This is a genomic window from Streptomyces sp. NPDC086077 (genome assembly GCF_040686175.1).
Classification (GTDB): domain Bacteria; phylum Actinomycetota; class Actinomycetes; order Streptomycetales; family Streptomycetaceae; genus Streptomyces.
The window spans coordinates 1-25,727 of the sequence record NZ_JBFBJT010000106.1 but is presented as its reverse complement, the minus strand read 5'-3'; the positions used below and the strand labels follow the sequence as shown (position 1 = coordinate 25,727).

General features: G+C 70.7%; 23 protein-coding genes. 5 read left to right on the top strand and 18 right to left on the bottom strand.

Translation table 11 applies throughout. From position 1 onward, the window contains the following. The 5 genes from AB0O67_RS26335 to AB0O67_RS26315 all read right to left on the bottom strand — a co-directional run. Positions 1–654: signal recognition particle receptor subunit alpha (locus AB0O67_RS26335; protein ID WP_365454726.1), on the bottom strand; the 654-nt coding region annotated here is incomplete at its 3' end. A 114-nt stretch (positions 655–768) separates the two neighbouring features. Next, positions 769–3,213: a [protein-PII] uridylyltransferase gene (locus AB0O67_RS26330; RefSeq protein ID WP_365454723.1), complete on the bottom strand. Its 2,445-nt coding sequence runs from the start codon at positions 3,211–3,213 to the stop codon at positions 769–771. 23 nt (positions 3,214–3,236) lie between these two features. After that, positions 3,237–3,575, bottom strand: coding sequence for a P-II family nitrogen regulator (locus AB0O67_RS26325; RefSeq protein WP_030990174.1), 339 nt, complete (start codon positions 3,573–3,575; stop codon positions 3,237–3,239). After that, positions 3,572–4,915, bottom strand: coding sequence for an ammonium transporter (locus AB0O67_RS26320; RefSeq protein WP_365454720.1), 1,344 nt, complete (start codon positions 4,913–4,915; stop codon positions 3,572–3,574). Before AB0O67_RS26320 ends, AB0O67_RS26325 begins: the two co-directional genes overlap by 4 nt. A gap of 338 nt (positions 4,916–5,253) precedes the next feature. After that, on the bottom strand, positions 5,254–6,729 hold the full coding sequence (locus AB0O67_RS26315; protein ID WP_365454717.1) for a hypothetical protein: 1,476 nt from the start codon (positions 6,727–6,729) through the stop codon (positions 5,254–5,256). 444 nt (positions 6,730–7,173) lie between these two features. Here AB0O67_RS26315 and AB0O67_RS26310 point away from each other — a divergent pair, with 444 nt between their 5' ends. After that, a complete protein-coding gene (locus AB0O67_RS26310) occupies positions 7,174–7,836 on the top strand; it encodes a bifunctional DNA primase/polymerase (RefSeq protein WP_365454714.1) in 663 nt (220 codons plus the stop codon). Between the two features lie 292 nt (positions 7,837–8,128). Here AB0O67_RS26310 and ftsY read toward each other — a convergent pair whose 3' ends face one another. Next, on the bottom strand, positions 8,129–9,337 hold the full coding sequence (ftsY, locus tag AB0O67_RS26305; RefSeq protein WP_365454711.1) for a signal recognition particle-docking protein FtsY: 1,209 nt from the start codon (positions 9,335–9,337) through the stop codon (positions 8,129–8,131). Between the two features lie 161 nt (positions 9,338–9,498). On the opposite strand from ftsY, the gene AB0O67_RS26300 reads away from it, so the two are divergent. Then, the gene (locus AB0O67_RS26300; protein WP_365454708.1) at positions 9,499–10,470 is read left to right on the top strand and encodes an LLM class flavin-dependent oxidoreductase; all 972 of its coding nucleotides are present in this window, start codon (positions 9,499–9,501) and stop codon (positions 10,468–10,470) included. An 87-nt stretch (positions 10,471–10,557) separates the two neighbouring features. Here AB0O67_RS26300 and AB0O67_RS26295 read toward each other — a convergent pair whose 3' ends face one another. From AB0O67_RS26295 to AB0O67_RS26280, 4 genes are all read right to left on the bottom strand, one after another. After that, entirely contained in the window at positions 10,558–11,976 is a 1,419-nt protein-coding gene (locus AB0O67_RS26295; protein WP_365454705.1) for a sugar porter family MFS transporter, read from the bottom strand. Between the two features lie 193 nt (positions 11,977–12,169). Then, on the bottom strand, positions 12,170–15,799 hold the full coding sequence (gene smc / locus AB0O67_RS26290; RefSeq protein ID WP_365454702.1) for a chromosome segregation protein SMC: 3,630 nt from the start codon (positions 15,797–15,799) through the stop codon (positions 12,170–12,172). A 224-nt stretch (positions 15,800–16,023) separates the two neighbouring features. Then, positions 16,024–16,230, bottom strand: coding sequence for a hypothetical protein (locus AB0O67_RS26285; protein ID WP_189700833.1), 207 nt, complete (start codon positions 16,228–16,230; stop codon positions 16,024–16,026). A gap of 379 nt (positions 16,231–16,609) precedes the next feature. Next, on the bottom strand, positions 16,610–16,891 hold the full coding sequence (locus tag AB0O67_RS26280; RefSeq protein ID WP_365454699.1) for an acylphosphatase: 282 nt from the start codon (positions 16,889–16,891) through the stop codon (positions 16,610–16,612). Between the two features lie 160 nt (positions 16,892–17,051). Between AB0O67_RS26280 and AB0O67_RS26275 the strand changes: the two genes are divergently transcribed. Together AB0O67_RS26275 and AB0O67_RS26270 are read left to right on the top strand one after the other, a co-directional pair. Further along, positions 17,052–18,416, top strand: a complete 1,365-nt coding sequence (locus AB0O67_RS26275) for a CAP domain-containing protein (RefSeq protein WP_365454696.1) — start codon at positions 17,052–17,054, stop codon at positions 18,414–18,416. A gap of 289 nt (positions 18,417–18,705) precedes the next feature. Continuing rightward, positions 18,706–19,005 carry a hypothetical protein gene (locus AB0O67_RS26270; protein WP_365454693.1) on the top strand — a complete coding sequence of 100 codons (300 nt, stop codon included), beginning with the start codon at positions 18,706–18,708 and terminating at the stop codon, positions 19,003–19,005. Positions 19,006–19,307: 302 nt separating this feature from the next. Here the strand turns inward: AB0O67_RS26270 and AB0O67_RS26265 are convergent, their stop codons facing one another. Further along, positions 19,308–19,748 (bottom strand): hypothetical protein, encoded by a 441-nt coding sequence (locus AB0O67_RS26265; protein ID WP_365454690.1) that lies wholly within the window; start codon positions 19,746–19,748, stop codon positions 19,308–19,310. 223 nt (positions 19,749–19,971) lie between these two features. Beyond that, a complete protein-coding gene (locus tag AB0O67_RS26260) occupies positions 19,972–20,616 on the bottom strand; it encodes an SMI1/KNR4 family protein (protein WP_365454687.1) in 645 nt (214 codons plus the stop codon). A gap of 279 nt (positions 20,617–20,895) precedes the next feature. Between AB0O67_RS26260 and AB0O67_RS26255 the strand changes: the two genes are divergently transcribed. Then, the gene (locus tag AB0O67_RS26255) at positions 20,896–21,291 is read left to right on the top strand and encodes a helix-turn-helix domain-containing protein (RefSeq protein WP_365454684.1); all 396 of its coding nucleotides are present in this window, start codon (positions 20,896–20,898) and stop codon (positions 21,289–21,291) included. On the opposite strand, the gene mutM is transcribed toward AB0O67_RS26255, so the two are convergent. From mutM to coaD, 6 genes are all read right to left on the bottom strand, one after another. Beyond that, the gene (gene mutM / locus AB0O67_RS26250) at positions 21,264–22,124 is read right to left on the bottom strand and encodes a bifunctional DNA-formamidopyrimidine glycosylase/DNA-(apurinic or apyrimidinic site) lyase (RefSeq protein WP_365454681.1); all 861 of its coding nucleotides are present in this window, start codon (positions 22,122–22,124) and stop codon (positions 21,264–21,266) included. The genes AB0O67_RS26255 and mutM overlap by 28 nt on opposite strands. Positions 22,125–22,240: 116 nt before the next feature. After that, the gene (gene rnc, locus AB0O67_RS26245) at positions 22,241–23,176 is read right to left on the bottom strand and encodes a ribonuclease III (RefSeq protein ID WP_365454678.1); all 936 of its coding nucleotides are present in this window, start codon (positions 23,174–23,176) and stop codon (positions 22,241–22,243) included. Between the two features lie 19 nt (positions 23,177–23,195). Next, complete coding sequence (gene rpmF, locus AB0O67_RS26240; protein ID WP_003951102.1) at positions 23,196–23,369, bottom strand: 50S ribosomal protein L32; 174 nt, start codon at positions 23,367–23,369, stop codon at positions 23,196–23,198. A 2-nt stretch (positions 23,370–23,371) separates the two neighbouring features. Further along, entirely contained in the window at positions 23,372–24,025 is a 654-nt protein-coding gene (locus tag AB0O67_RS26235) for a YceD family protein (protein WP_365454675.1), read from the bottom strand. 132 nt (positions 24,026–24,157) lie between these two features. After that, positions 24,158–25,195, bottom strand: coding sequence for a cell division initiation protein (locus AB0O67_RS26230; RefSeq protein ID WP_365454672.1), 1,038 nt, complete (start codon positions 25,193–25,195; stop codon positions 24,158–24,160). 110 nt (positions 25,196–25,305) lie between these two features. Further along, positions 25,306–25,725 carry a pantetheine-phosphate adenylyltransferase gene (coaD, locus tag AB0O67_RS26225; protein ID WP_365454669.1) on the bottom strand — a complete coding sequence of 140 codons (420 nt, stop codon included), beginning with the start codon at positions 25,723–25,725 and terminating at the stop codon, positions 25,306–25,308. Between the last annotated feature and the right edge of the window lie 2 nt (positions 25,726–25,727).

The window sequence follows — 25,727 nt, the reverse complement described above, 5'->3', positions numbered from 1 at the left end:
CTCGTCCGGGGAGACGGCGTCGCGGATGTCCGCGGCCTGCTGCATCATCTCCTGGTCGATGCCGAGGCGGCCGGCGGTGTCCACGATCACGATGTCGTGGACCTTGGACTTCGCGAAGTCGAGGGAGTCCTTGGCGACCTTGACCGGGTCACCGACGCCGTTGCCCGGCTCCGGCGCGTAGACGGCCACGCCCGCCCGATCGGCGACCACGCTCAGCTGGTTCACGGCGTTCGGGCGCTGGAGGTCGGCTGCGACCAGCAGCGGCGAGTGGCCCTGCTCCTTCAGCCACCAGCCGAGCTTGCCCGCGAGGGTGGTCTTGCCGGCACCCTGGAGACCCGCCAGCATGATCACGGTGGGCGGCTGCTTGGCGAAGCGCAGCCGCCGGGTCTCGCCACCGAGGATCGTGACGAGCTCGTCGTTGACGATCTTCAGGACCTGCTGGGCGGGGTTCAGCGCCTTGGAGACCTCGGCGCCGAGCGCGCGCTCCTTGACGTTCTTGATGAAGCTCCGGACGACCGGCAGCGCCACGTCCGCCTCGAGGAGCGCGATCCGGATCTCGCGAGCCGTGGCGTCGATGTCCGCTTCACTGAGTCGCCCCTTGCCCCGGAGGGACTTGAAGGTGGCTGAGAGGCGGTCGGAAAGGGTATCGAACACGGCGGCGTCGGTCCTCGGCAGTAGGCGACAGTATGGATCGCCCTCCAGGGTATCTGCCCCGCCAAGGGAATCGTCCTCGTCCAGCACATGAAGGAGCACCACGAGTGGCCCGGGTCACCCCCGCAGCATCTCCTCCAGCTTCCGTGCCACCGCCACCGCCTCCTCGTCCGGCAAGGGGGCTCCCTGCAGGCCTGTGACATAGAACGCGTCGACCGCGTTCGCGCCCAGCGTCGACACATGTGCGCTGCGCACCCGCACGCCCGCGTCCTCCAGGGCCCTCCCGATGCGGAACAGGAACCCAGGCGCGTCCTGGGCACGCACCTCGATCACCGTGGCGAGACGGGACGCCGCCGAGGCGACCGTCACGCGCGGTGGCGGCGCGACGACGCCCCGCCGACGCGGGTAGGCGGCGTCGCGCTCGGCCAGGCGCCCGGCGATGTCGAGGGAGCCGTCCAGGGCCCGGACCAGGTCCGCGCGCAGCCGGGCGGCCTGCGGCAGCGAGCCGTACTCGGCGGCGACCCGCCAGTCCAGCAGCAGCACCGAGCCGTCGACGCCGTCCGGCAGCCGCAGGGACCGCAGCTCGGCCGCGCGCACGGTCAGACGGTGCATGGCGAGCACGCCTGACACGGCCGGCAGCACACCGGGCTGGTCCGGTACGGCGATGAGGAGTTCCACGCCGAGCGGCTCGGGCTCGCCGGTCGCCTCCTCGGTGGGCGCCTCGGTCTGGGCCCGCAACGCCAGCACGGGGCCGCCCGTCGCGATCGCCTCGATGGCGAGCCGTTCCTGCTCGGCGGTGGGCGCCGCGGCCTCCGGGTCGGCCGGGGCGTCCCCGGCCAGCACCGCCGAGACCCGCTTGACCAGGTCGGCGACGAGCGAACCCCGCCAGGACGACCAGGCGGCCGGCCCGGTGGCCAGGGCGTCGGCCTCGGTGAGCGCGTGCAGCAGCTCCAGCGTGCCCTGCGAGCCGACCGCCTCGGCGACGGAGCGCACGGTGGCGGGGTCCTCCAGGTCACGCCGGGTGGCGGTCTCGATGAGCAGCAGGTGATGGCGTACGAGGGTGGCGAGGACGGCCACGTCCGTGCGGTCGAAGCCGATCCGGCCCGCCACGTCGCGCGCGATGATCTCGCCCGCCACCGAGTGGTCGCCAGGCCAGCCCTTGCCGATGTCGTGCAGCAGCGCGGCGACCAGCAGCAGGTCGGGCCGGCTGACCCGGCGGGTGAACTCGGAGGCGCGGACGGCGGTCTCGATGAGATGCCGGTCGACGGTCCAGATGTGCACGGCGTTGCGCTGCGGCCGGCAGCGCACCCGCTCCCAGTCAGGGATGAGCCGGGTGATCAGGCCTTCCGCCTCCAGGGCCTCCCAGACCTCGGTGGTCGGGGGCCCGGAGCCGAGCAGCGTGACCAGTTGCTCGCGGGCCTCGGCGGGCCAGGGCGTGGGCAGGGGGCGCGCACCGGCCGCCATGCGCCGCACGGCGTGCAAGGAGAGCGGCAGTCCGGCCTGCGCGGCGGCGGCCGCGGCGCGCAGCGGGAGTACGGGGTCGCGGTCGGGTCGCGCGGCACGGGCGAGCACCACCTCGCCCTCCTGCTCCACCACACCCTCGGCCAAAGGGGACCGCTCGGCGACCTGCCTCCCCCCGCCCAGCATGGACCGCAGGCGGGGCCGCACGGCCCGCGACCGCAGCACGCGCCCCACTTCACGCCAGGTGACATCGCTGGCGTACGAGATGAGCCGCGCCGACTCGTAGACCTGCCGCAGCAGGGTGTCGGCGTCGAGCAGGCCCAGCTCGGCCGCGACCTGGTCCTGTTCCTGAAGGGCGAGCCGGTCGGTGGCGCGTCCGGTGGCGAGGTGCAGGGCGTCCCGGACGTCGAGCAGCCGGCGCCGGGCGTCGTCGAGGCCTTCGCGCGGGGCGTCGGCCAGCCAGGAGGCGGCGACGGCGCGCAGGGCGGTGGCGTCCCGCAGGCCACCGCGGGCCTCCTTGAGGTCCGGCTCCAGCAGGTACTGCAACTCGCCCTGGCGTTCGGCGCGTTCGGCGCAGAGCTCCTGGAGCTGGGGGAGGCGTTTGGGCGCCTGGTTGCGCCAGTCGGCGAGGACCGCCGTGCGCAGGCTCGCGGTCAGGCCGAGGTCGCCGGCGAGGTGACGGGCGTCCAGCAGGCCGAGCTGGACCTTCAGGTCCTCCCCGGCCGTCCTGCGCGCCTCGGCCGGGGTGCGGACGGAGTGGTCGAGTGCCAGGCCCAGGTCCCAGACCGGGTACCAGATGCGGTCGGCGAGGGCGGCGATCGCCGCAGGGTCGCCGTTGTCGTGCAGCAGGAGCAGGTCCAGGTCGCTGCGCGGGGACAACTCGCCGCGGCCGTAGCCCCCGACCGCCACGAGGGAGACCCCACGAAGCCCTTCCGCTCCCGCGCCGAACAGCCCCGCCAGCCAGTCGTCGGTCAGCCCGGCCAGGGCGGCACGGCGCGGCGGCCCGGACCGCGCCCCCTCCGTGAGGAGACGCAGCCGGGCCGCCGCGTAGCCGCTGGGTCCCGAGTCCTCTGCTTCCGTCCGTACGCCCGTGCTCGTCACCCAGCGACTCCTGTTCTTCTGTGTCAGAGCGCGTCCGGTCCGCGCTCGCCCGTGCGGACCCGGACCGCGGTCTCGACGGGAAGGGACCAGACCTTGCCGTCACCGATCTTGCCGGTGCGCGCCGCCTTCACGATGACCTCGATCAGCTGCTCGGCGTCGTCGTCCTCGGCCAGCACCTCGATACGGATCTTGGGGACCAGGTCGACGGTGTACTCGGCGCCGCGGTAGACCTCGGTGTGCCCCCGCTGGCGACCGTAGCCGCTGGCCTCGGTGACCGTGAGTCCGTGTACTCCGAACGCCTGGAGGGCTTCCTTGATCTCGTCGAGCCGGTGGGGCTTGACGACGGCGGTGATGAGCTTCATGCGTCCACCTTCTTGTTCGCGGCTGCGGCGGCCGTGGGCGGGACCGGGGTGGTGCGGGAGGCACCGCCGCCGGCGCCGCTGAAGTCGTATGCGGTCTCGGCGTGCTCGGCCTGGTCGATGCCGGTCACCTCGTCGTCCTCCGGTACCCGCATGCCGATCGTCTTGTCGATCAGGAAGGCGAGGATCGCGGAGACGACCAGGGAGTAGGCCAGGACGGCGAAGACACCGGCGCACTGCTTCCAGAACTGGTCCAGGCCGCCACCGTAGAACAGGCCCTCGACCTCGGACTGGCCCTTGCCGCTGGCGAAGAAGCCGATCAGCAGGGAGCCGAGCACACCGCCGACCAGGTGGACACCGACGACGTCGAGCGAGTCGTCGTAGCCGAACCTGTACTTCAGGCCGACCGCCATCGCGCACAGCAGACCAGCGATGGCGCCCACCGCGATCGCCCCGAGCGGGTCGACCGCGCCGCCGGCCGGGGTGATGGCGACCAGACCGGCGACCGCGCCGGAGGCGGCGCCCAGCGTGGTGAACGCGCCGTGGCGGACCTTCTCGTAGATCAGCCAGGCCAGCATGGCGGCGGCGGTGGCGATCTGGGTGTTGACGAACATCAGCGCGCCGACGCCGTCGTCGTTGCCCAGCCATGAGCCGGCGTTGAAGCCGAACCAGCCGAACCACAGCAGACCGGCGCCGAGCATCACCAGCGGCAGGCTGTGCGGACGCATCGGGTCCCGCTTGAAGCCGATGCGCTTGCCGATCACCAGGATCACGCCGAGAGCCGCGGCACCGGCGTTGATGTGCACCGCCGTACCACCGGCGAAGTCGATCACGCCCAGCTCGAAAGCCCAGCCGCCCGCGCCCCAGACCCAGTGGGCGACCGGGAAGTACACGACCGTGGCCCACAGGGTGATGAACAGCGCCCATGCCGTGAACTTCACGCGGTCCGCGAGGGCGCCGCTGATAAGGGCGGGCGTGATGATCGCGAACATCAGCTGGAAGACGGCGAAGACGTAGACCGGGATGGTGTAGCCGTCCCACAGGTCGCCGATGCCGATCCCCGTGAAGCCGACGTAGTCGGAGTTCCAGCCGATGAGGCTGCCGGAATCCGTACCGAACGCCATGGAGAAGCCGTACAGCACCCACAGGATGGTGACGATTCCCAGGCTGATGAAACTCATCATCAGCATGTTCAGGGTGCTCTTGACGCGGACCATGCCTCCGTAGAAGAAGGCCAGGCCCGGGGTCATGAGCATCACCAGGGCGGAACAGATGAGCATGAAGCCTGTGTTCGCGGACGACAGCGTGGGTGCGTCCGCCGCAAGCGTGATGGCTGGAGCCATCGGCGTCTCCTCGTCGTTGGATACGGCCCCGTGCGGGCGAAGCCTTGAGCGGGATGAGGGGTGGGCCGGTTATGCGCCACGACATTGGCGCAGCGCCGTTTCGGTGGAAGCCCCTCGTTGTTTCGCCGGGGTGACGAAGGCGCCGCGCGTGTTACGCGTCAATGAACTGCCAGCTACCGGGCCGCGCGATCGTTATCGTGGCGCAACCTTTCCCGCGGCATTTCCGGGGGGAGAAGGACCGGCCGCGGGCGGCCTTCCGATGACCTGGCATGGGGGAGCCGAGTCGGGCAGTTCGGGAGGGCCAGCCGCGGCCGGGGTCAGGGGTTTCGCCGCTGTGCTCAGACCGCCTCGGCGGTCTCCGGCAGCTCGATCGCGAGCTTGTCGGTGAGGTCCACGACCTCGGCGACGTCACCGAAGTCACGGGCCGCGGTGTCGACGGTCTTTCGGATACGAGTGTTGACGCGCTCGGAACGGACGTTCTTGGCGACGGTCATGGCCTGATCGGCGAAGACGGCGCTCTGCTCGGGCTCCCGCTGGAGCAGGTGCACGCTGGCCATGCCGATGAGGTTCAGCGCGTACGACCGCTGGTGCTCGGTGTCCTGCGCGAACAGCTCCACGGCCCGCCGCATCAAGGGTTCGGCCATGGAGGCGTAGGCGGGGCTGCGGCCTGCGACGTATGCGAGGTCGCGGAAGGAGTGGCTGTTCTCGGCGAACAGCTCGGCCTCGGAGAAGAAGCGGATCCAGTCGGGGTCCGGCTCGTCCCAGTCGTCGGCCTCACCGAAGGTGTCCTCGGCCATCCGCACGGCCCGCTTGCACTTGCCGGGCTGGCTCATGTTGGCGTACGCGCGGGCCTCCATCGCATACAGCATCGCCTGGGTGCGCGGGCTCGCGCAGTCCCGGCTGCCGTACTGCGCGAGGTGGATCAGCTCCAGCGCGTCCTCGGGGCGCCCGAGGTGGATCATCTGGCGGCTCATGCTGGACAACACGTACGAGCCGAGAGGGCGGTCACCGGCCTCCTTGGCGGCGTGCAGGGCGAGCACGAAGTACTTCTGCGCGGTGGGCTGGAGCCCCACGTCGTACGACATCCAGCCGGCCAGCTCGGCCAGCTCGGCGGCGACCTTGAACAGCTTGCGGGTGGTCGACTCGGGCTGGGGCTCCTGGAGCAGGTCGGACACCTCGTGCAGCTGGCCGACGACCGCCTTGCGGCGCAGCCCGCCGCCGCACTGGGCGTCCCACTGCCGGAACATCACCGTGGTGGACTCCAGCAGGTCCAGCTCCGGCTTGGACAGCCGGCCCCGCGCGCGGGTGGACGGCACCGAGGAGGGCTCCGGCCGCGGGGAGGGTGGCGCGGGGACCAACCAGCGCTGCATGGGCTCGATCAGGGCCGGTCCGGCGGACAGCGCCAGCGAGGTGCCGAGGAAGCCGCGGCGGGCGAGCATCAGGTCGCTGCGGGAGAACTCGCCGAGCAGCGCGACCGTCTGAGGGCCCGTCCAGGGCAGGTCCACGCCGTGGGCGGAGGGCGACTGGCGAGCGGCACGCAGGCCGAGGTCCTCGATGGAGACGACGCAGCCGAACCGCTCGGAGAACAGCTCCGACAGGATGCGCGGGATCGGCTCGCGGGGGTTCTCACCGTCCAGCCAGCGGCGGACGCGCGAGGTGTCGGTGGAGATGTGGTTGGCGCCCAACTGGCGTGCCCGGCGGTTCACTTGACGCGCCAGCTCGCCCTTCGACCAGCCACTGCGCACGAACCACGAGCCCAACAGCTCATTCGGGCGCTTCTCAGCGTTCGTCCCGCTTCCGCCGCTGCCGCCCACTGGAACGCCCCCATCCCTCGGATCGCCTGCCACCACTGCGCCAAGCCCTATCAGAATGCCCGTCAGTGCGGTCGCCCGTCCGGCACTTCTCAGTCTTCGAACGAGGAACCCGCTTGCCTCCGGCATACCCACAAGTGCATGTGCCCCGGTCGCCGTGCACACACGGTAATCCTACGATCACCCGCCCGGCCACGGCGATCCCGGAAACGCCACCATTCGCCACCCCTTCGAATGAACTCGCAGTCGCCTCCGCACGATTCACTTGACATAGGCCGGACGGAAATGGGCGGACGGGTGCGCGCAGGGGCGCGCAGCCCTCAGCACACCACCTGGGGTGCTTCAGCAAGCCGTCTGGATCGCGCGACAGCCGGGAAGTCGGAGACGGAGAGTCACACTCTCGTTCCGCCTCGTAACCACCGATGTGTCGGACCCGTTGGAGGGGGCATGGGCTTCACGATCGGCAGCAGTCGGGGGATCCGCGACATCCGGTCCGGCTCGCGCCGCCGCGGCCGCACGTCGGAGTGCACCGCCGTGGCGGAGTACACCGGACTGTGGGGCTGGGACGTGGTCCCGGGCGCACGGGCCGCCGCGGGCGCCTGTTCCTGCGGCCGTGCCGACTGCCGCGCGCCGGGCGCGCATCCGCTGGACTTCGCGCCGGGGGTGTCGGCCGGGGCGACCCTCGACGAGGTGACCACCGCCTGGGCCCAGTTCCCGGGCGCGGCGGTGATGCTGCCCGTCGGGCGGGCGTTCGACGTGATCGAGGTGGCCGAGCCGGCGGGACGGCGCGCCCTGGTCCGGCTGGAACGCATGGGCCTCCCCGTCGGCCCCGTCGCCGCCACCCCCGACGGCCGCGCCCACTTCCTCGTCGCCCCTGGGTCCGCGCCCGAGCTGCCCGCGCTGCTGTACCGCATGGGCTGGGACGACCCACACCTCGACCTGCGCGGCCTCGGCCGGGGTACGCACATCACGGCCCCGCCCTCGGACCGCGGCGGCCTCGGCCCGGTGCGCTGGCTGCGCCCGCCGGATCTGGACTCGGCACGCAAGCCGCCAGCGGCACGTCTGCTGCTGGGGACGCTGGCCTACGTGGCACACCGGTCGCGGGCGTAGTCCTACCCGGCCACGCGCGGGCGGGCCTCCTCGCCCCGGAGGCGGGGGATGGCCCCTCGCCCCCCGGCCCGGACAGACCGCTCACGTGCGCCACGATCTCGGCCGGACGTGACGCCCGGCGGGCCCGGCACCCCTGCCCGACGCCCGTGCGGGCCTCGCGAACACGCCCGACGCCCGTACGGGCCCCGCGCCCCTGCCCGACGCCCGTGCCGACAGCCCTCGTACACGACGAAGCGCCCGCCCCGACGACAGCTGGGGCGGGCGCTTCCTGGTGCCGGATGTCCGTGGGTGCTCACTCTCCGATAAGCGCATCCACGAAGGCCTCCGGCTCGAACGGCGCCAGATCGTCGGCACCCTCGCCGAGCCCGATGAGCTTGACCGGGACGCCGAGTTCGCGCTGCACGGCGACGACGATGCCGCCCTTGGCGGTGCCGTCCAGCTTGGTGAGGACGATGCCGGTGATGTCGACCACCTCGGCGAAGACGCGGGCCTGGACCAGACCGTTCTGGCCGGTGGTGGCGTCGAGGACGAGGAGCACCTCGTCCAGCGGGGCGTGCTTCTCGACGACGCGCTTGACCTTGCCGAGTTCGTCCATGAGGCCGGTCTTGGTGTGCAGCCGTCCGGCGGTGTCGATGAGCACGACGTCGGCGCCCATCTCCTTGCCCTCCTTGACGGCGTCGAACGCGACGGAGGCGGGGTCGCCGCCCTCCGGTCCGCGCACGGTGTACGCGCCGACCCGCTCGCCCCAGGTCTGGAGCTGGTCCGCGGCGGCGGCCCGGAAGGTGTCGGCGGCACCCAGGACGACACTGCGGCCGTCGGCCACCAGGACGCGGGCGAGCTTGCCGGTGGTGGTGGTCTTGCCGGTGCCGTTGACGCCGACGACCATCACGATGCCGGGCTTGGTGGTCTCGGGCTCGGTCTTCACGACCCGGTCGAGGTCGGTGCCGACCAGGGTGAGCAGTTCCTCGCGCAGCAGGCCGCGCAGCTCCACGGGGGTGCGGGTGCCGAGTACCTTCACCCGCTCGCGCAGCCGTTCGACCAGCTCCTGGGTGGGCTGCACACCGACGTCGGCGGTGAGCAGGGTGTCCTCGATCTCCTCCCAGGTCTCCTCGTCGAGGTGCTCGCGCGAGAGCAGCGTGAGCAGCCCCTTGCCGAGGGCGTTCTGGGAGCGGGACAGACGGGCGCGGAGACGGACGAGCCGCCCCGCGGTGGGCTCCGGGATCTCGATCTCGGTCGGCGGGAGCTCGACGACGGGAGGTTCCTCGACGGCGACCGGGGCCGAGCCGTCGGGGAGGTCCACCTCCTCTATCGTGCGGCGCGGTTCCTCCCGCGGCGTCTCGGCCTCGTCGCCGACATGCGGCTCGGCCGGAGGTGCGGTGATGTCGGGCGTCGTGGGCGGCGGCGGGGGCAGCGACTTCTTTCGCCGACTGCCGATGACGAGCCCGCCGATCGCGCCGATCACGACCACGGCGATGACTACAGCAAGGATGACGATTTCCATAACCCGTCCAGTATCAGCCATGGGGCTCCGGCGGACCCAGTTTGTGCGTTCGTACAAGTGACGTGTGGCCCCCGGCGGCCCTGCCCGGCGTCTCGCATCTGGCGACCTGACGCCCTGTCAGCTACCGTCCCCCTCCACACCCGCCCGGCGAAGGGACCCCCATGCCCGTCTCGGTCGTCCGTTTCAACCTCGTCGAACCCGACGCCACCCCCGCCTCCCTGCGCGATCGGTACCGGACAGCCCTGGAGATGGCCAGGTACGCCGACGACCAGGGGATCACCACCGTGCAGACGGAGGAGCACCACGGTGTGCCGAACAACTGGCTGCCCTCGCCGTTCGCGTTCGCGGGAGCGGTGCTCGGCGCCACCCGGCACCTCGCGGTCACCGTCTCGGCGGTGATCGGCCCGCTGCACGACCCGCTGCGGCTGGCCGAGGACATCGCCGTACTGGACCTGCTGAGCGGCGGGCGGCTGGTGACCGTCGCCGGGATCGGATACCGGCCGCAGGAGTACGAGCTGTTCGGCGTGGAGTGGGCACGGCGCGGGCGGTTGCAGGACGAGGTGCTGGAGACGGTGCTGAAGGCCTGGACCGGGGAGGAGTTCACCTACCGGGGGCGGACGGTGCGCGTCACCCCGCGCCCGTACTCCGACCCGCACCCGCTGCTGCTGGTCGGCGGCTCCTCGCGGGCCGCCGCCCGCCGGGCCGCCCGCCTCGGCCTGCCGTTCTTCCCCAGCGCGCATCTGCCCGATCTGGAGGCGTACTACAAGGAACGCCTGGTGGAGTACGGCACCGAGGGCTGGACCATGATGCCCGCCGCGCAGACGCCGCTGCTGCATCTCGCCGAGGACCCGGACCGGACGTGGGCGGAGCACGGCGGGCACTTCCTGCACGAGGCGCGCACGTACGCCTCCTGGCAGTCGGCGGACATCCGCTCGGCCGTGCGGTCGGCGGCCACGACCGTTGCGGAGCTGCGCGCCGAGGGCGTCTACCGGGTGCTCACGCCGGACGAGTGCGTGGCGCAGGGCCTCGGCAACCTCGTACTGCATCCGCTGGTCGGCGGGATGCCGCTGGAGGAGGGCTGGCGCAGTCTGCGGCTGTTCTGCGAAAACGTGCTGCCCCGGCTCAGTGGCTGAGCCGGGGCGGCACGTCTCTCACGAGACGAGGAGAGGGGCAGCGGGGACTTGGCCCTTCTCCTCGGGATCGGGGGCCTCGGGTGCGGCTCAGCCCATCTCCTCCAGCGACTTGCCCTTCGTCTCCTTCACGAACTTCAGGACGAACGGGATGGAGAGCGCCGCGAAGAGGGTGTAGATCACGTAGGTCGCGGACAGGTTCCAGTCGGCCAGCGACGGGAAGCTCGCGGTGATGGCCCAGTTGGCGATCCACTGCGCGGCGGCGGCCACACCCAGGGCGGCGGCACGGATCCGGTTCGGGAACATCTCGCCGAGCATGACCCAGACGACCACACCCCACGACAGGGCGAAGAAGAGGACGAACACATGGGCCGCGATCAGCGCGACCCAGCCCTGGGTCTCGGGGAGCCTGCCGTCGACGAGATCGAAGGAGAAGGCCCAGGCCTCCAGCGCGAGGCCGACCACCATGCCGACCGAGCCGATGATCGCGAGCGGCCGGCGGCCGATGCGGTCGACGAAGATCATCGCGATGACGGTGCCGACGATGTTGATGATCGACGTCGTGAACGAGTAGAAGAACGAGTCCGCCGGGTCCACGCCGACCGACTGCCACAGCGTCGAGGAGTAGTAGAAGGCGACGTTGATGCCGACGAACTGCTGGAAGACCGACAGGCCGATACCGATCCAGACGATCGGCTTGAGGAAGAAGCTGCCGCCGAGCAGGTCCTTGAACGTCGACTTGTGCTCGCTCGTCATGGCGTGCTCGATCTCGGCGACGCGGACGTCGAGGTCGATCTCGTGGCCCTCGACCTCGGCGAGGATCTCGCGGGCGCGCTCGCGCTTGCCCACGGAGAGCAGGTAGCGCGGGGACTCGGGGATGGCGAAGGAGAGCAGGCCGTAGAGGACGGCCGGGACGACCATGACGCCGAGCATCAGCTGCCAGGCCTCCAGGCCCAGCAGCTCACCACGCTGGTTGCCGTCGGCGGCGTTCAGGATGCCCCAGTTGACCAGCTGCGAGATGGCGATGCCGACCACGATCGCGGCCTGCTGGAAGGAGCCGAGACGGCCGCGGTACGCGGGCGGGGCGACCTCGGCGATGTAGGCCGGGCCGATCACGGAGGCCATACCGATGGCGAAGCCGCCGATGACCCGCCAGAAGGCGAGGTCGTACAGCGAGAAGGGCAGGGCGGATCCGACGGCGCTCACGGTGAACAGGACCGCGGCGATCCGCATGCACCGGATACGGCCGATGCGGTCCGCGATCCGGCCCGCCGTCGCGGCGCCGATCGCGCAGCCGATCAGCGCGACGGCGATGACCTGCGCCAGCGCCGCGGAGCCGATGTCGTAGCGGTCCCTGATGGCCTCGACGGCACCGTTGATCACGGAACTGTCGTAGCCGAAGAGGAAGCCGCCCATCGCGGCCGCCGCCGCGATGAAGATGACGTGCCCGAGGTGTTCGGGCTGAGCCGCCTTGGCTCCTGACTGGTGTGCCTGCGGTGTGCTGGTCACGTGTACTCCTCGGGCCACCGGCGACACTGCCGGAGTGGGGGTTAGCCCTCGCAGGTGGCGAAACCTGAAGGTAAAAACAACGCTGGAGACACTATGCGTTCAAGTTTCGAAGTCAATAGGGTGATGTTAAGAATCCCAGCCCTAGGAGTGGAGGGCTTGTGTTCAAAACTTGAAAGATTGAGCCTCGTCAGCCTCAACGCAGCCGCTGGCTGATGACCTTCGACACACCGTCGCCCTGCATGGAGACGCCGTACAGCGCGTCGGCGACCTCCATCGTCCGCTTCTGGTGCGTGATGACGATGAGCTGCGAGGCTTCCTGCAGCTCCTGCATGATCCGGATCAGCCGCTGCAGGTTGGTGTCGTCGAGCGCCGCCTCGACCTCGTCCATCACGTAGAACGGGCTGGGGCGCGCCTTGAAGATCGACACGAGCAGCGCGACGGCGGTCAGCGACCGCTCACCGCCGGAGAGCAGGCTCAGCCGCTTGACCTTCTTGCCCGGGGGCCGCGCCTCGACGTCCACACCAGTGGTGAGCATGTTGTCGGGATCGGTCAGCACCAGCCGCCCCTCGCCGCCCGGGAAGAGCCGGCTGAAGACGCCCTCGAACTCCCGGGCGGTGTCCCAGTAGGCCTCCGTGAAAACCTGCTCGACCCGTTGGTCGACCTCCTTGACGACCTGGAGCAGATCGGCGCGGGTCTTCTTCAGGTCCTCCAGCTGTTCGCTCAGGAACTTGTGCCGTTCCTCCAGCGCCGCGAACTCCTCCAGCGCCAGCGGGTTCACCTTGCCGAGCTGCTGGTAGGCACGCTCCGCCGACTTCAGCCGCTTCTCCTGCTCGGCGCGCACGAAGGGCTTCGGCCGGTTGCGCGGGTGCTCGGGATCCACCGGCAGCTCCTCTCCCTCGGCGGGCGGGGAGGGCGGTACGAGCTGACGCGGGCCGTACTCCGCGATCAGCCCCGCGGGTTCCACGCCCAGCTCCTCCAGCGCCTTGCTCTCCAGCTGCTCGATCCGCATCCGCTTCTCGGCGCCGAGTACCTCACCCCGGTGCACGGAGTCGGTGAGCTTGTCCAGTTCGGCCTTGAGGTCACGGCCCTCGGTACGGGCGGCGGTGAGTTCCTGCTCGCGGCGCGCCTTGGCGGCCTCGGCGGCGGTGCGCTCGTCGTCGGCGCGGGCGAGGGAGACCTCGACGTGCGCGAGCAGCTGGCGGGCGCCGGAGGCGACGGCTTCCGCGACGGCCGCCTCGTGCCGAAGGCGCGCCCTGCGCTGCTCGGCACGCGCGCGTGCCTCACGTTCGGCGCGGGCGGCCCGGTCGAGGGAGTCGGCCCGTCCGGCGAGCCCCTTGACCCGCTCCTCGTGGGTACGGACCTGGAGGCGGGCCTCCATCTCGGTCTGCCGGGCGTTGGCGCCGTCGGCGGCGAGCCGGTCCCGCAGGGAGGTGTCCGGCTCCTCCTCGATCGGCATCTCCTCGGCGACGGCGAGCCGTTCGGCGAGTTCCTCGACGTCCATGAGGGCCTTGTCGAGCGCCTCCTGCGCCCGCGTGGCCGCGGCCACGCTCCGCTCGGCCTCCCCGGCAGCGGCCCTGGCCTGCCCGGCGAGCCGCCCGAGCTGCTGTGCCACGGCCGACTTCTCCCGGTCGGCGGCCCGCCGCCGCTCCCCCAGCTCCTCGACGGACGCGGCGGTCTCCTTGCGCCGCTCACCGGCCCACCGCTGCGCCTCGGCGAGCTCCTCGCACCGGACTGCCAGCTCTTCGAGCTCGGCGGCGGCCTCGTCGACGGACGCCTGCACTTCGAGCAGACTCGGCGCGCCGGCGGAACCGCCGTGCGCGAAGTGCGCCCCGAGCAGGTCCCCTTCGGCGGTGACGGCGGTCAGGTCCGGCCGCGTGTAGACGAGCTCCTCGGCGTCCTCCAGGGTGCCGACGACGACGATGTTCCGCAGCAGCCGCCGTACCGCGGGCATCAGCTCGGCCGGGCCCCGGACCAGGTCGGCGGCGAAGGGCCGCGACGACGGCGCCGTCGCAGGCCGGCGGTCGTGCGCGGGCCCGTCGTAGCCGTCCGCGCCGTTCCCGGCGTCCCTTTGCGGGCCCTCGGCCCCCGGCGTCGGCTCTTCCGGGGCGCCCGCGAGCAGCAGGGCCGCCCGGCCACCGTCCTGCTTGCGCAACAGGCGGATCGCGTCGGCCGCCGAGGCCGGGGTAGTGGCGGCGATCGCGTCGGCCGCCGCGCCGAATGCCGCGGCGAGCGCTACCTCGTAGCCAGGTGTGACCGAGAGCAGTTCGGCCGCGGGGCCCAGGACTCCGGTGAGCCGGTCGCGCGCTCCCAGCAGTATTCCGGTGCCGTCCTTGCGTCGCAGGCCCATCGCGAGGGCGTCGTGGCGGGCCTGCGTCGCGGCGCGACTGCGTTCGGCCGCCGTGGCCGCCTCCCGGGCCGCGGCGAGGGCGGACTCCGCCTCGGTCAGTTCCCGCTTGGCCGCCTCGTGCCGCTCGGCGAGTTCGGCGTCGCCGGCGTCGAGGCCGTCGACCTCGGCCTTGAGCGCCTCGTACTCCTCCTGCGCGGCAACCGCCCGCTCCTGTGCCTCGTCTCGGGAGGCGGCGAGCCGGTCGATCTCGGCCTGGGCCGAGGCCGCGCGTGAACGGGCCGCGCCGACCTGCCCGTTCAGCCGGGCAAGCCCCTCGCGACGGTCGGCGATGGCGCGGGCCGCGTCCTTCAGGCGGCGTTCCTCGGACGCCAGTTCGCGCTCCAGCTCGGCGCGGTGGGCGACCGTGTCGTCGAGGGCACGCTGGGCCGCCTCCAGGGCGGCCTCCAGCTCGGCCTCCTGTTCACGGATGCGGTGGGCCTCGCGCTCCATGTCCTCGGGGTCACGGCCGCGCCGCTCCTCGGGCGGGGCGGAGGTCGCGCTCTTCACCCGTGCCTCGGCCAGCGAGATGGTGCCGCGGACGCGTTCGGCGAGCTGGGACAGCTCGTACCAGGTCTGCTGCGCACGCTGCAGACGCGGGGTGAGGCGGCGGACCTCGTCCTCCAGAAGCGCCTCGCGCTGGAGCGCCCTGCGCAGCTCCTGCCCGGCGGCCTCCTTGCGTTCCTTCAGCGCGGCCTCGTCGGCGACCTCCGCCTGCAGCGCCTCCTTGAGCCGGACGAGATCGTCGGCCAGCAGCCGGAGACGGGCGTCGCGCAGATCGGCCTGGATGACGGCGGCCCTGCGGGCGACGGCCGCCTGCCTGCCCAGTGGCTTCAGCTGGCGTCGCAGTTCGTCGGTCAGGTCCTGCACACGCGCGAGGTTGGCCTGCATCGCGTCCAGCTTCCGCAGCGCCTTCTCCTTGCGCTTGCGGTGCTTGAGGACGCCGGCGGCCTCCTCGATGAAGGCACGGCGGCCCATCGGATCGGCGTGCAGCACGGAGTCGAGCTGGCCCTGGCCGACGATGACGTGCATCTCGCGGCCGATGCCGGAGTCGGAGAGCAGTTCCTGGATGTCGAGCAGCCGGCAGGTGTCGCCGTTGATCTGGTACTCGCTGCCGCCGTTGCGGAACATGATCCGCGTGATGGTGACCTCGGCGTACTCGATGGGCAGCGCCCCGTCGGAGTTGTCGATCGTCAGCGACACCTCGGCGCGGCCGAGCGGCGGGCGGCCGGTGGTGCCGGCGAAGATGACGTCCTCCATCTTGCCGCCGCGCAGCGACTTGACGCCCTGCTCGCCCATGACCCAGCTGAGCGCGTCCACGACGTTGGACTTGCCCGAGCCGTTCGGTCCGACGACGCACGTGATGCCCGGCTCGAACCGGAGCGTGGTCGCGGAGGCGAACGACTTGAACCCTCGGAGGGTCAGGGCCTTGAGGTGCACGCCGCTGGACTCTACCTTCCGGGGTTGTCTCACTCCATGAACCCACGGTTTCGCCGCTGAACGCGCAGGGCACACCAAACGTTAAAGACGGTGAAAGGATGCGCAGAGCAAGAAAGCGCACAGGGCAAGAAAGAAGGGACGCCGAAGCGTCCCTTGCGACTTCTGACAACTTAGCGGTTGATACGGGCAGCCCAACCACTGCGTGTCGTCGTGCGATGCAGTGATCAGGTGAGCGCAGGCTCCGCCTGGTGTGCGTCGACGCTCTCCATGATCCTGTCGTGGTGAGAAGCGGCAGCCGTCAGCGCCTCGTTCTCGGCCTGGATCCGTACGAGCTCGGATTCCAGGTCCTGTACGCGCTGCTGGAGCCGTCGCATCTCGGCGAGGAGTCGAGGGTCGGAGCCGCCGACGTAACCGAGAAGCGCCTTTGCCATGATGGATGGTCCTCCACACTGAGTGACCGACCGATGCGGTGTGGGTCGTGAGGGATTCGCACCCGCGGCCGCTTGGCACTGTGGAGTTGTGCTGGCGTTCATACATGCCAAACAGCTAAGGTGCGCGGGGCTTTCAGCGTCTCACCAAAAAGTTTGACGGTCAACACGATCACGCCCTGTATTGGGGGGCAACCCGCCGGCGCGCGGCCGGACACGGCGGCGCGGCGACTTCCGCGGGGCACTCAGGGCGTGACGATCATCCTTGCGTGTGGCGCCTGCCAAGGCAAGCGGTTCTCGGCAATCACCTGCTCGTTTCCCCTCCGGGCGGCTGCCGCCGGCGCACTCCGGACCGGCCTGCGGTCACCGCTCCCGCGTGATGTCAGCGGATGGCGAAGCCGTCGTAGCCGCCGCGAGGTGTGTCCCAGATCTCGGTGACGCCTTCTACCCGCCCGGGCGCGTCGTCCCCCTGGAGCCAGTCCAGGAGCCCTTGGCAGCCTTGACGCGGCCCCTCCGCGACCACCTGGACCCGACCGTCGGCCAGATTGAGAGCAAAACCACTCAGGCCGCCGATCTCCAGGGCCTTGGCCCGCGTGAACCAGCGAAAACCCACACCTTGGACACGTCCTCGCACCCAGGCGACCAGTCGCACATCCTCACTCATGGCTGCAACCTAACGGGCCAATGTCCCTGGGGACACTTCCTCCCCGAGCGCCATGCGGTACCGTCCAGCCCCAATGAATCTCATATGAAACTCACTCGATCGAGTGGGTTTGGTTGACCGAGGGGGACGAGTCGACCGCGAGACAGAGGAAGGCCATCACATGGGACGCCACCGACGCTCCGCCGCCGGCCGCGCCACCACGGGGGACCACGAGACGCACGGCTCCGACGTGGGGGGCCTCGACCCGCAGCACTCGCACGACGCCGCCCCCGCCCGGGGCATCGCGCCGTATCTGAACCCCGAGGCGTACGCAGAGACGGTCTCGAAGAGCGAGGCGTACCTCTTCGCTCCGGACCGCCCGCACGCCCCGGCCGGCGCCCACGCCGACGCCGCGTCCTCCGACACGGCGGCCTTCCCGGTGGCCGACGGCTACCACCACCACAGCTCCGGCGACCACGGCCAGGCCGGCCACACCTCTGGCGGCTACGGCCGCCAGGGCTACGGCTCCGGCGGTCACGGCCACGACGGCCCCGGACTGGACGCTTACGGCCACGACGGCCGAGGCCCTGACCCTTACGGCCACGACCGCCTCGGACCTGAGCCCTACGGCCTGGGCGGCCGGGGCCCTGTGCCCTACGGCCTGGGCGGCTACGGCCCGGACGGACACAGCCTCGACGGCGGATCCGGGCACGGCCGCTCGCGCCGCCGCAAGAAGAAGAACATGGCGCCCGTCCGCAACGGCCTGCTCGGTGTCTCCGCGGCGGTCGCCATCGGCACGGTCGCCGTCGCCACCGGCGTCCTGCCCGGCGGCGACACCTACACGCTGGGCGGGGGCGGCGCCGAGAGGGTGCAGGTCGGGGACACGCCGAGCAACACCGAGTCCCAGCAGGGCGGCACCTCCGGCACCGCCGAGGCCGGCAGCCGCGAGGGCAGCCCGTCGACCAGCCGTGACGCCGAGCGCAGCACCTCGCCGTCCGCGTCGACCCCGTCGGCCAGGCCCACCACCAAGGCGCCGGCTCCCAACGCCCCCTCCAAGAAGCCGTCGGCCACCCCGTCTACGAAGAAGCCGGCGCCGAAGCCCACCCCGTCGCGCACGCCCTCGAAGGTGCCCACGCAGCGGACCACCCCGCCCGTGACGATCTCCCCGGAGACCGCCGTCGAGGCCGAGGTGCTCCGGCTCGTCAACGACGAGCGGGCCCAGGCCGGGTGCAGCCCGCTGGCCGCGAACAGCGCGCTCGCGGATCTGGCCGGGGACTACAGCGAGGCCATGGCCGAGCAGGGCTTCTTCGACCACACCGACCCCAGCGGCAACACGCCGTGGGACCGGGCCGAGGCCGCCGGCATAAGCAACCTCGGCGGCGAGAACATAGCCCGGGGCCAGGCGGACGCGGCAGCTGTCATGGAAGCCTGGATGAACAGCCCCGGCCACCGCGCCAACATACTGAACTGCGACTTCAAGACGCTCGGCGTCGGTGTGCACTACGGGTCGGGCGGCCCCTGGTGGACGCAGAACTTCGGCTACTGAGATAACCGCAGGTCAGGGGACTAGGAAGCCCCTGGGGCCGCCTCCGGGCCGTCCCCCGACAGCTCCTCATTCTCAAAGACGCGAATTACGGCGGCCCGGGTCCGCGTCTCACTCGACGGCATCAGGTGCGTGTACGTGCGCAGGGTGAAGCCGGGGTCGGATGTTCCGCCGACATGGGGTGTACGGGGTCGATTTTCCACGAGGGACGTTCCCGACCCTTGAGCGGCCGATCCTTGAAGAGACCTCGGTCCAGCTCCGTCACCAGCTCCAGGCTGGGCACGATGTGGGGGTGGATCATGGCTTTTGGACGCCGGAAGACCGCGCTCACTGGCGATCGGTTGCTACCGAAGGTGGCGCGATCCCGGTGGTGGTCTACCTAGGGGCCAGCCACCAAGAGCTCTGGTCCCGCGTGAGCAAGCGCAATGCCCGGCAAGAGGACGACCCGAACTCGATCTACTTCGCCGAAAGCGATCTGATCCGCTACCGGTCGCGATTCGTGGCCCCGGAGCCCGGCGAACCGCACATCGATTACAACGGCGATCCTGAGTCGGTTCTGAAGACTCTGCAATCGGAGCGGGCCCGCCCGTAGCCCGGAGCATAAGGCCATCCATGCCGGGTCACAGGTTTCTCTACCTCATCAAGCCTAGGCTCCGCTGCGGGCGACGCTCCTGCCTTCGGCCCGCTCCGCCCGCGCTGCGCCGACACGCGCCCACAGGTGGATTGGCTCCACCATCGACCCAGGCAGAGCCGAGCAGACGCGGCCCCTGGCGTCCTCATTCGTACAGTGGCGCGCTCCACGTGGACGCCAGGCACCACGCCCGCTCCACGGTGTGTGGGTCGACGGCGGACGGGATGGGAGCTGGGGTGGGTGGTGGTTGAGGATGAGCGAGGTCAAGGGGTACCTAACGACCCCTCAGACGTCGAAGGGACCCGCCTGTGCAGGACTGCGCCGGCACAAGCCAGGACGATGGCAAGACCTGCCAGCAGGTAGACGAGCACGTTGATCGACACGGAGATGTGCTCCACCGTTGCACCGTCGGAGTAGACGCAGGCGCTGCGAAGAGGCCAGTGCTCCTGCACAGTGCTTGCCAACTCGGCGCCGGAGGCGTTCCGGTCTTCGCACAATGCGGGAAACGGACCTCCCAAGGTGACGGAGAACCAGCCATAGCAGTACACGGCTGCTGCCGAAGAACCGAAGGCCAGAACGAGAACTGCGCAGAGCCTGGGTAAGGGCGGAGGTGAGGTGTTCATCATCAGAACGACGGTCACGATGCTCGCCCCCGCAGTGGCCAGACTGACAAGCAGCAGCATGCCCAGCAAAGGCAGCAGCACTCTGTCCCCTCCTCGCGAAATCACCTAGTGCGCAGGGTGGGGCCTGTCAAGACCGTCCTCATGCACTGACATCAGCGGTTGACACCAACAAGCGCGAGCAGCGGTCGCGGCCTATCCCGGACCGCTGTGACCCCGGCGGGGCGCCGCCCTCAACCGATGGGCGACGCCCCGTCGGTTTGACTCGCCCTTTGAGACTCCACCGACCTCACTTTCCGCTGCTGTGTCATGACCGATGCAAGGTCCGGTCACTGCGCAGCGGTGCGAAGTCCCAGTGCAGCCTCTGTTCCTCGTCCACTACCGGCGTGTAGCCGTTGAGGGGCTGGGAGGTCTCAGTAGACGTGGCGATCGCCTCCATGAGCACCGGCAGGGAGGTCCACATCCCGTGCGATACGCGCATGACGCCTGCCACGGCCTCGGCTTCGTGGACGCGCCCCCGGTCGATCCCGGGACGGTGGTCCAGCACGAGATGACCCCCGCCGAGGTCCCGCGCGATGGGGATCAACTGCGGGTGTCCGTACAGGACGCTGCTGGACCCGATCTTCATGAAGTCGTAGTCCGCCTCCTCTCCTTTCTCATCCGCCGTGCGCTTGTCGTAGAAGCCGGTGAGAAGTTGCCACGCAGCCGCTATCTCGCGTGCACTCATTGGCCTGTAGAACCCCGGCAGCAGCGAGCCCCGCTGGTCGAGGAGACCGTCGTGCCGCAACAGCGACATCACCAAGGGCTTCAGCAGTGGCCGGCCGATGACGTGTTCGATCGCGGCGATGTCCGCCGGATCCGCGGGCGGCGCCAGCGCGGCGTAGGTCGCCGGGGCGTGCTCGGCCAGCCAGTTCTCGATGCGCGTCCACGACTCACTGATCGGTGCGGTCATGGCACGGCATCCTGCCACCCGGTGCCGACAACCCCCGGGGAACAGCCAGAGGGTGGCCGTGACCCCGAACCTCCGGCTGGGGCCATCCCTGGGCCGCGCGAGGGGACTCAACGGTGACAGGCGACGACAGCCGCTGACCCGCAGGCCAGAAGGGCGGCGGCTGGAGTGCGTGCAGGTCAGAAGGGTGCCGCGGCACTTCTTCGGCTACTAGCCGACCCCGCGCTTACTCCTGGTGAGCGCAACCTGTCGGGCAGCGCTGTGCGCGCGTACGCTTCTGGCATGACCGCCGAGCGCGCACCGGAGCAAAACCTTCCGTACGACGTGTTCTCCAAGGCCTGCCCCTCCCGGGGCACCCTGGAGCACGTGACGGGACGCTGGGGCGCGCTCACCCTCGGCGCGCTGCATGACGGGTCGCTGCGCTTCAACGAGTTGCGGCGCCGGGTCGACGGGGTGAGCGAGAAGATGCTCTCCCAGACCCTGCACGCGCTCGAGCGCGACGGCCTGGTGCACCGAGAGGCCCAGCCGACCAACCCGCCCCGCGTCGACTACGAGCTGACGCCCCTCGGGCACGAGGTCACAGAGCGCCTGCTGGCGCTCATCCGGCACCTGGAGGGGCGGATGAGCGACGTACTCGCCGCCCGGGAGCGCTACGACGAGATGCGCGGCGGTCGCTGACACTTCGGGCAGTAGTAGCTGGACCGGTTCATCCACGGGCGTCGGCGCATCGCCGTGCCGCACCTCCGGCACGGCAGACCCTCGCGTCCGTACGCGTCCAGCGAGCGGTCGAAGTAGCCCGACTCGCCGTTGACGTTGACGTACAGGCTGTCGAAGCTCGTGCCGCCCACCGACAGGGCCGCGTTCAGCACGTCCCTGATGTGGCCGAGGAGTTCGAGCGTGCGGGGGCGGGTGAAGGTTGAGGTCGGACGGTCGTAGTGGAGGCGGGAGCGCCAAAGGGCCTCGTCCGCGTAGATGTTGCCGACGCCGCTGATCAACGACTGGTCCAGCAGGGCGCGTTTGACGGTGCTGCGCTTGCGGCGCAGCGCCTGGTGGAACGCCTCGTCGTCGAACAGCGGGTCCAGCGGGTCGCGGGCGATGTGCGCGATGACGTGGGGCAGACCGTCCGGAGTGGTGTCGTGCAACGACAGCCCGCCGAAGGTGCGTTGGTCGACGAAGCGAAGCTCGGTGCCGAGGGCGTCGGCGAACCGGACGCGGATGCGCAGATGCTTCTCGTCGGGCGCCGAGTGCGGCTGGACCAGGAGCTGACCGCTCATGCCGAGGTGGGCCAGGATCGCCTGGCCGGTGTCCTCCAGCGGCAGCCACAGGTATTTGCCGCGTCGGCTCGGGATGCCGACGCCGTGGCCCTTCAGGCGGTGCGCGAAGTCGACGGCGCCGGCGAGGTGACGGCGCACGGCACGCGGGTGCAGCACCTCGACATCGGTGACCGTCCGGTGGGCGACCCACTGCTCCAGTCCGCGCCGGACGACCTCCACCTCGGGCAACTCGGGCATCGCGCCTCCCCCGTCCACACGGTCGTACGAGCCGAGCGCCCGCCCCGGGGCTGGGGCGGGCGCTCGGGTCTGCTGTTCTTCCCGCGTTCCCGCGGGTGTCGTACCGCCGGAGCGGGTCAGCCCGACGCCGAGGGGGCGTCCGCGCTGTCGCCGTCCACAACGGTCCTGGAGGCCGGGGCCTCGGGGGCCCGGCCGACCGCTGCCGACCTGTCGACCGCCGCGTCCACGGCCTCGCCGGGCGGCACACCGTCGACCGGGACCGCGTCGACGGCCGGTCCGACGCCTGCGTCCGCGGCGGCCTTGGCCCGCTCGTCCGCTGCCGCGCGGATGGACCGCCAGGCGGATTCGGCGGCCTGCTGCTCCGCCTCCTTCTTGCTGCGGCCGGTGCCGGTGCCGTACGAGACGCCTCCGACGCGGGCGGCAGCAGTGAAGGTCTTCTCGTGATCGGGGCCGGTCTCCGTGACCAGGTACTCGGGTACGCCGAGCCCCTCGGTCGCGGTGAGCTCCTGGAGACTGGTCTTCCAGTCCAGGCCGGCTCCGAGGTTGGAGGACTTCTCGATCAGCGGGTCGAACAGGCGGTGCACCAGCTCCGCCGCCGAGTCCAGGCCCTGGTCGAGATAGACCGCGCCGATCACCGCTTCAAGGGTGTCGGCGAGGATGGACGCCTTGTCCCGGCCGCCCGTGCCCTCTTCACCGCGGCCGAGCCGGATGAAGGCGCCGAGATCGAGCGTCCGCCCCACGTCCGCCAGCGCACGCGAGTTCACCACCGCGGCCCGCAGCTTGGCCAGCTGGCCTTCGGGCAGGTCGGGGTGGGTGCGGTACAGCGTGTCGGTGACGACGAGGCCGAGCACGGAGTCCCCGAGGAACTCCAGCCGCTCGTTCGTCGGCAGACCGCCGTTCTCGTACGCGTAGGAACGGTGGGTCAGCGCTCGCACCAGAAGGGCGGACTCGACCTTGTAGCCGAGCCGCCCTTCCAGAAGGGTGTGGGACGAGGCCTGGTTGTCCGGTCCACCCCCGCTCGCGCGGGAAGACTGCTTCTTGGGTGTGGACACAGTGCCTCTCACCAGCCGCTCAGACCTCGAGGACCTGGCGCTTGTTGTAGGTGCCGCAAGACGGGCACGCGATGTGCTGCTGCTTGGGCTCGTGGCAGCGCTCGCACGCAACCAGGGTGGGGACCGCAGCCTTCCACTGCGACCGGCGGTGGCGCGTGTTGCTGCGCGACATCTTCCGCTTCGGAACAGCCACGGCTACTTCTCCTGCTTCTCGTCGGCGTGCGCTGATGGAAGCGCGCCGCCGCTCATCTCGTCCTTCTCGCCGTCTTCGAGTGAACCGGCGAGTCCCTGCAAAGCCGCCCAACGGATGTCGACGGCGTCATGGTGGTGGTCCGGGTCGTCCGCGAGCCGCGCTCCGCATTCGGAGCACAGACCCGGGCAGTCCTCCCGGCACACCGGCTGCATCGGCAGTGCGAGCACCACCGCATCTCGCAGCACGGGCTCGAGGTCGAACATGCCGTCCTCGATGAAGAGCCTGCCCTCGTCGTCCTCGGCGTCGTCGCCGGGTTCCGCGATCACACGGCCCCGGTCGTCGGCGTCAGGGTACGAGAACATCTCCTGGAATGCCGCTTCGAGCTGCTGCTCGACCGGCTCCAGACACCTTACGCACTCCCCCTCGGCCCGTGCACGGGCGGTGCCTGTGACGAGCACACCCTCCATGACGGACTCCAGACGGAGGTCGAGCTCCACCGGCGCGCCTTCCGGCACTCCGATGACGTCCTTCAGACCGAGGTCCTTCGGGGCGTCGACCGTGCGGGTCAGGCGCTGGAGCGCACCAGGACGCCGCCCCAGCTCGTGTGTGTCGAACACGAGAGGGTTGCGGTGGTCGAGGCGGGCGTTCAGAGCCATTCCTGCTTTCGATCTTGTGAACTCACTGGAGACGCCGCCCTGCGGTGGCCCGGGGCAGCGTTGATCGCGGACGTAGGCGCGACCGAAGAGCCAGGATACTGGACCTTTCGCTGACGGCCCAATCGGAGTGCCTCAGCCGTTGCCGCGCCCCTGTTCGTAGGCCCGCAACTGCTCGGCGCTGATCATGCCGGTGTCGAAGAGGCTGGTCTCGTCGAGCGCCTGCGGCTGCTGTTGGTAGCCGGGGTGTGCCTGGCCCTGGTGCGGATCGTAGGCGGGCTGCTGCGGGTACGCGGCGTACGGATCTGCCTGCGGGTAGCCGTACGGGTCCTGCTGGGCGTACTGCTGCTGGTAACCGTACGGATCCTGCTGCTGCGGCTGCTGGTAGGCGTAGGCGTCCTGGGGCGCGTAGGGCTGCTGGGAGGGGATCGCCGGGGCCTGGGCGGGCTCGGCCGGGGTCTCGGCCATGGCGGCGAGGTCGGCGAGATAGTCGGCGTCGCTGCTGTGCTGGACGGTGCCGGTGTCCAGAGAACCCAGGTCGTCGCTGGCGATCCGGCCGTGCAGCGTCTGCCGGCCGCGGCCCACCGCCTCCAGGGTCTTGGCGAGGACCGCCTCGAAGGCGCCGAGCTTGATGTCGACGTACTCGTCGGCGGTGCGGCGCAGCGTCTCCGGGTCGTGGCTGCGCTCGGGGGCGTCCTCGTCCTCGTACCCCTGCTCGTCGAGGCCGGGGCCGGTGCCGAGCAGCTTCTCCCGGCCGCGGCCGACGGAGCCGAGGGTCTTGGTGAGGACGACCTCGAAGTTGGCGAGCTTGGAGTCGACGTAGTTGTCGGCCTCGGCGCGGACCTCCTCGGCCTCCTTGCGGGCTTCGGCGAGGATCCGGTCGGCCTCGGCCTGGGAACGGCGGGCGACCTCGGTGTCGGAGATCAGCGAGCCGCGCTCGGCGTGCGCGCCCTGGATGATCCGGTCGGCCTCCTGGCGGGCCTGCTCGACCATCTGCTCCCGGCCGCCGATCAGCTCCTGGGCCTCGGCCAGCGAGTCGGGCAGCGCCGCGCGCACCTCTTCCAGCAGGGCGAGCAGGTCGGCGCGGTTGACCACACACGAGGCCGACATGGGCATGCCCCGGGCGGTGGAGACCGCCGCCACGATCTCGTCGAGCTTCTTCTGTACGTCCACCGGTTGCTCGCCACTCTCTACAGCTGTGTTGGAGACGGACGGGACGACTGTACGGCCACGGGGTGCCCGGGGGACACCGGGTGACGGGGTGTCAGCCGGGGCCCGCGGGGTCAGTCCTTCCGGAGGCGCTCGGTGAGGGCGGCCAGGATCTGCGGCGGCACCAGGTGGGAGACGTCGCCGCCCCAGGCCGCGACCTCCTTGACCAGGGAGGACGACAGGAAGCTGTACGTCGGGTTGGTGGGCACGAAGAGGGTTTCCACGCCGGAGAGGCCGTTGTTCATCTGGGCCATCTGCAGCTCGTAGTCGAAGTCGCTGACCGCGCGCAGGCCCTTGACGATGGCGGGGATGTCGCGCTGCTTGCAGAAGTCGACGAGGAGGCCGTGGAAGGCCTCGACCCGCACGTTTCCGTAGTCGGCGGTGACCTCGCGGATCAGCTCGATCCGCTCCTCGACCTCGAAGAGGCCCTTCTTCGACTGGTTGATCATCACCGCGACGTAGACCTCGTCGTAGAGACGGGACGCGCGGGCGATGA

Bases quoted from the DNA above. Each gene is read 5' to 3' on its own strand.
- AB0O67_RS26325 (WP_030990174.1), bottom strand. From the start codon at position 3,575: ATGAAGCTCATCACCGCCGTCGTCAAGCCCCACCGGCTCGACGAGATC.
- AB0O67_RS26320 (WP_365454720.1), bottom strand. From the start codon at position 4,915: ATGGCTCCAGCCATCACGCTTGCGGCGGACGCACCCACGCTGTCGTCC.
- AB0O67_RS26310 (WP_365454714.1), top strand. From the start codon at position 7,174: ATGGGCTTCACGATCGGCAGCAGTCGGGGGATCCGCGACATCCGGTCC.
- ftsY (WP_365454711.1), bottom strand. From the start codon at position 9,337: ATGGAAATCGTCATCCTTGCTGTAGTCATCGCCGTGGTCGTGATCGGC.
- AB0O67_RS26300 (WP_365454708.1), top strand. From the start codon at position 9,499: ATGCCCGTCTCGGTCGTCCGTTTCAACCTCGTCGAACCCGACGCCACC.
- AB0O67_RS26285 (WP_189700833.1), bottom strand. From the start codon at position 16,230: ATGGCAAAGGCGCTTCTCGGTTACGTCGGCGGCTCCGACCCTCGACTC.
- AB0O67_RS26280 (WP_365454699.1), bottom strand. From the start codon at position 16,891: ATGAGTGAGGATGTGCGACTGGTCGCCTGGGTGCGAGGACGTGTCCAA.
- AB0O67_RS26275 (WP_365454696.1), top strand. From the start codon at position 17,052: ATGGGACGCCACCGACGCTCCGCCGCCGGCCGCGCCACCACGGGGGAC.
- AB0O67_RS26260 (WP_365454687.1), bottom strand. From the start codon at position 20,616: ATGACCGCACCGATCAGTGAGTCGTGGACGCGCATCGAGAACTGGCTG.
- AB0O67_RS26255 (WP_365454684.1), top strand. From the start codon at position 20,896: ATGACCGCCGAGCGCGCACCGGAGCAAAACCTTCCGTACGACGTGTTC.
- mutM (WP_365454681.1), bottom strand. From the start codon at position 22,124: ATGCCCGAGTTGCCCGAGGTGGAGGTCGTCCGGCGCGGACTGGAGCAG.
- AB0O67_RS26235 (WP_365454675.1), bottom strand. From the start codon at position 24,025: ATGGCTCTGAACGCCCGCCTCGACCACCGCAACCCTCTCGTGTTCGAC.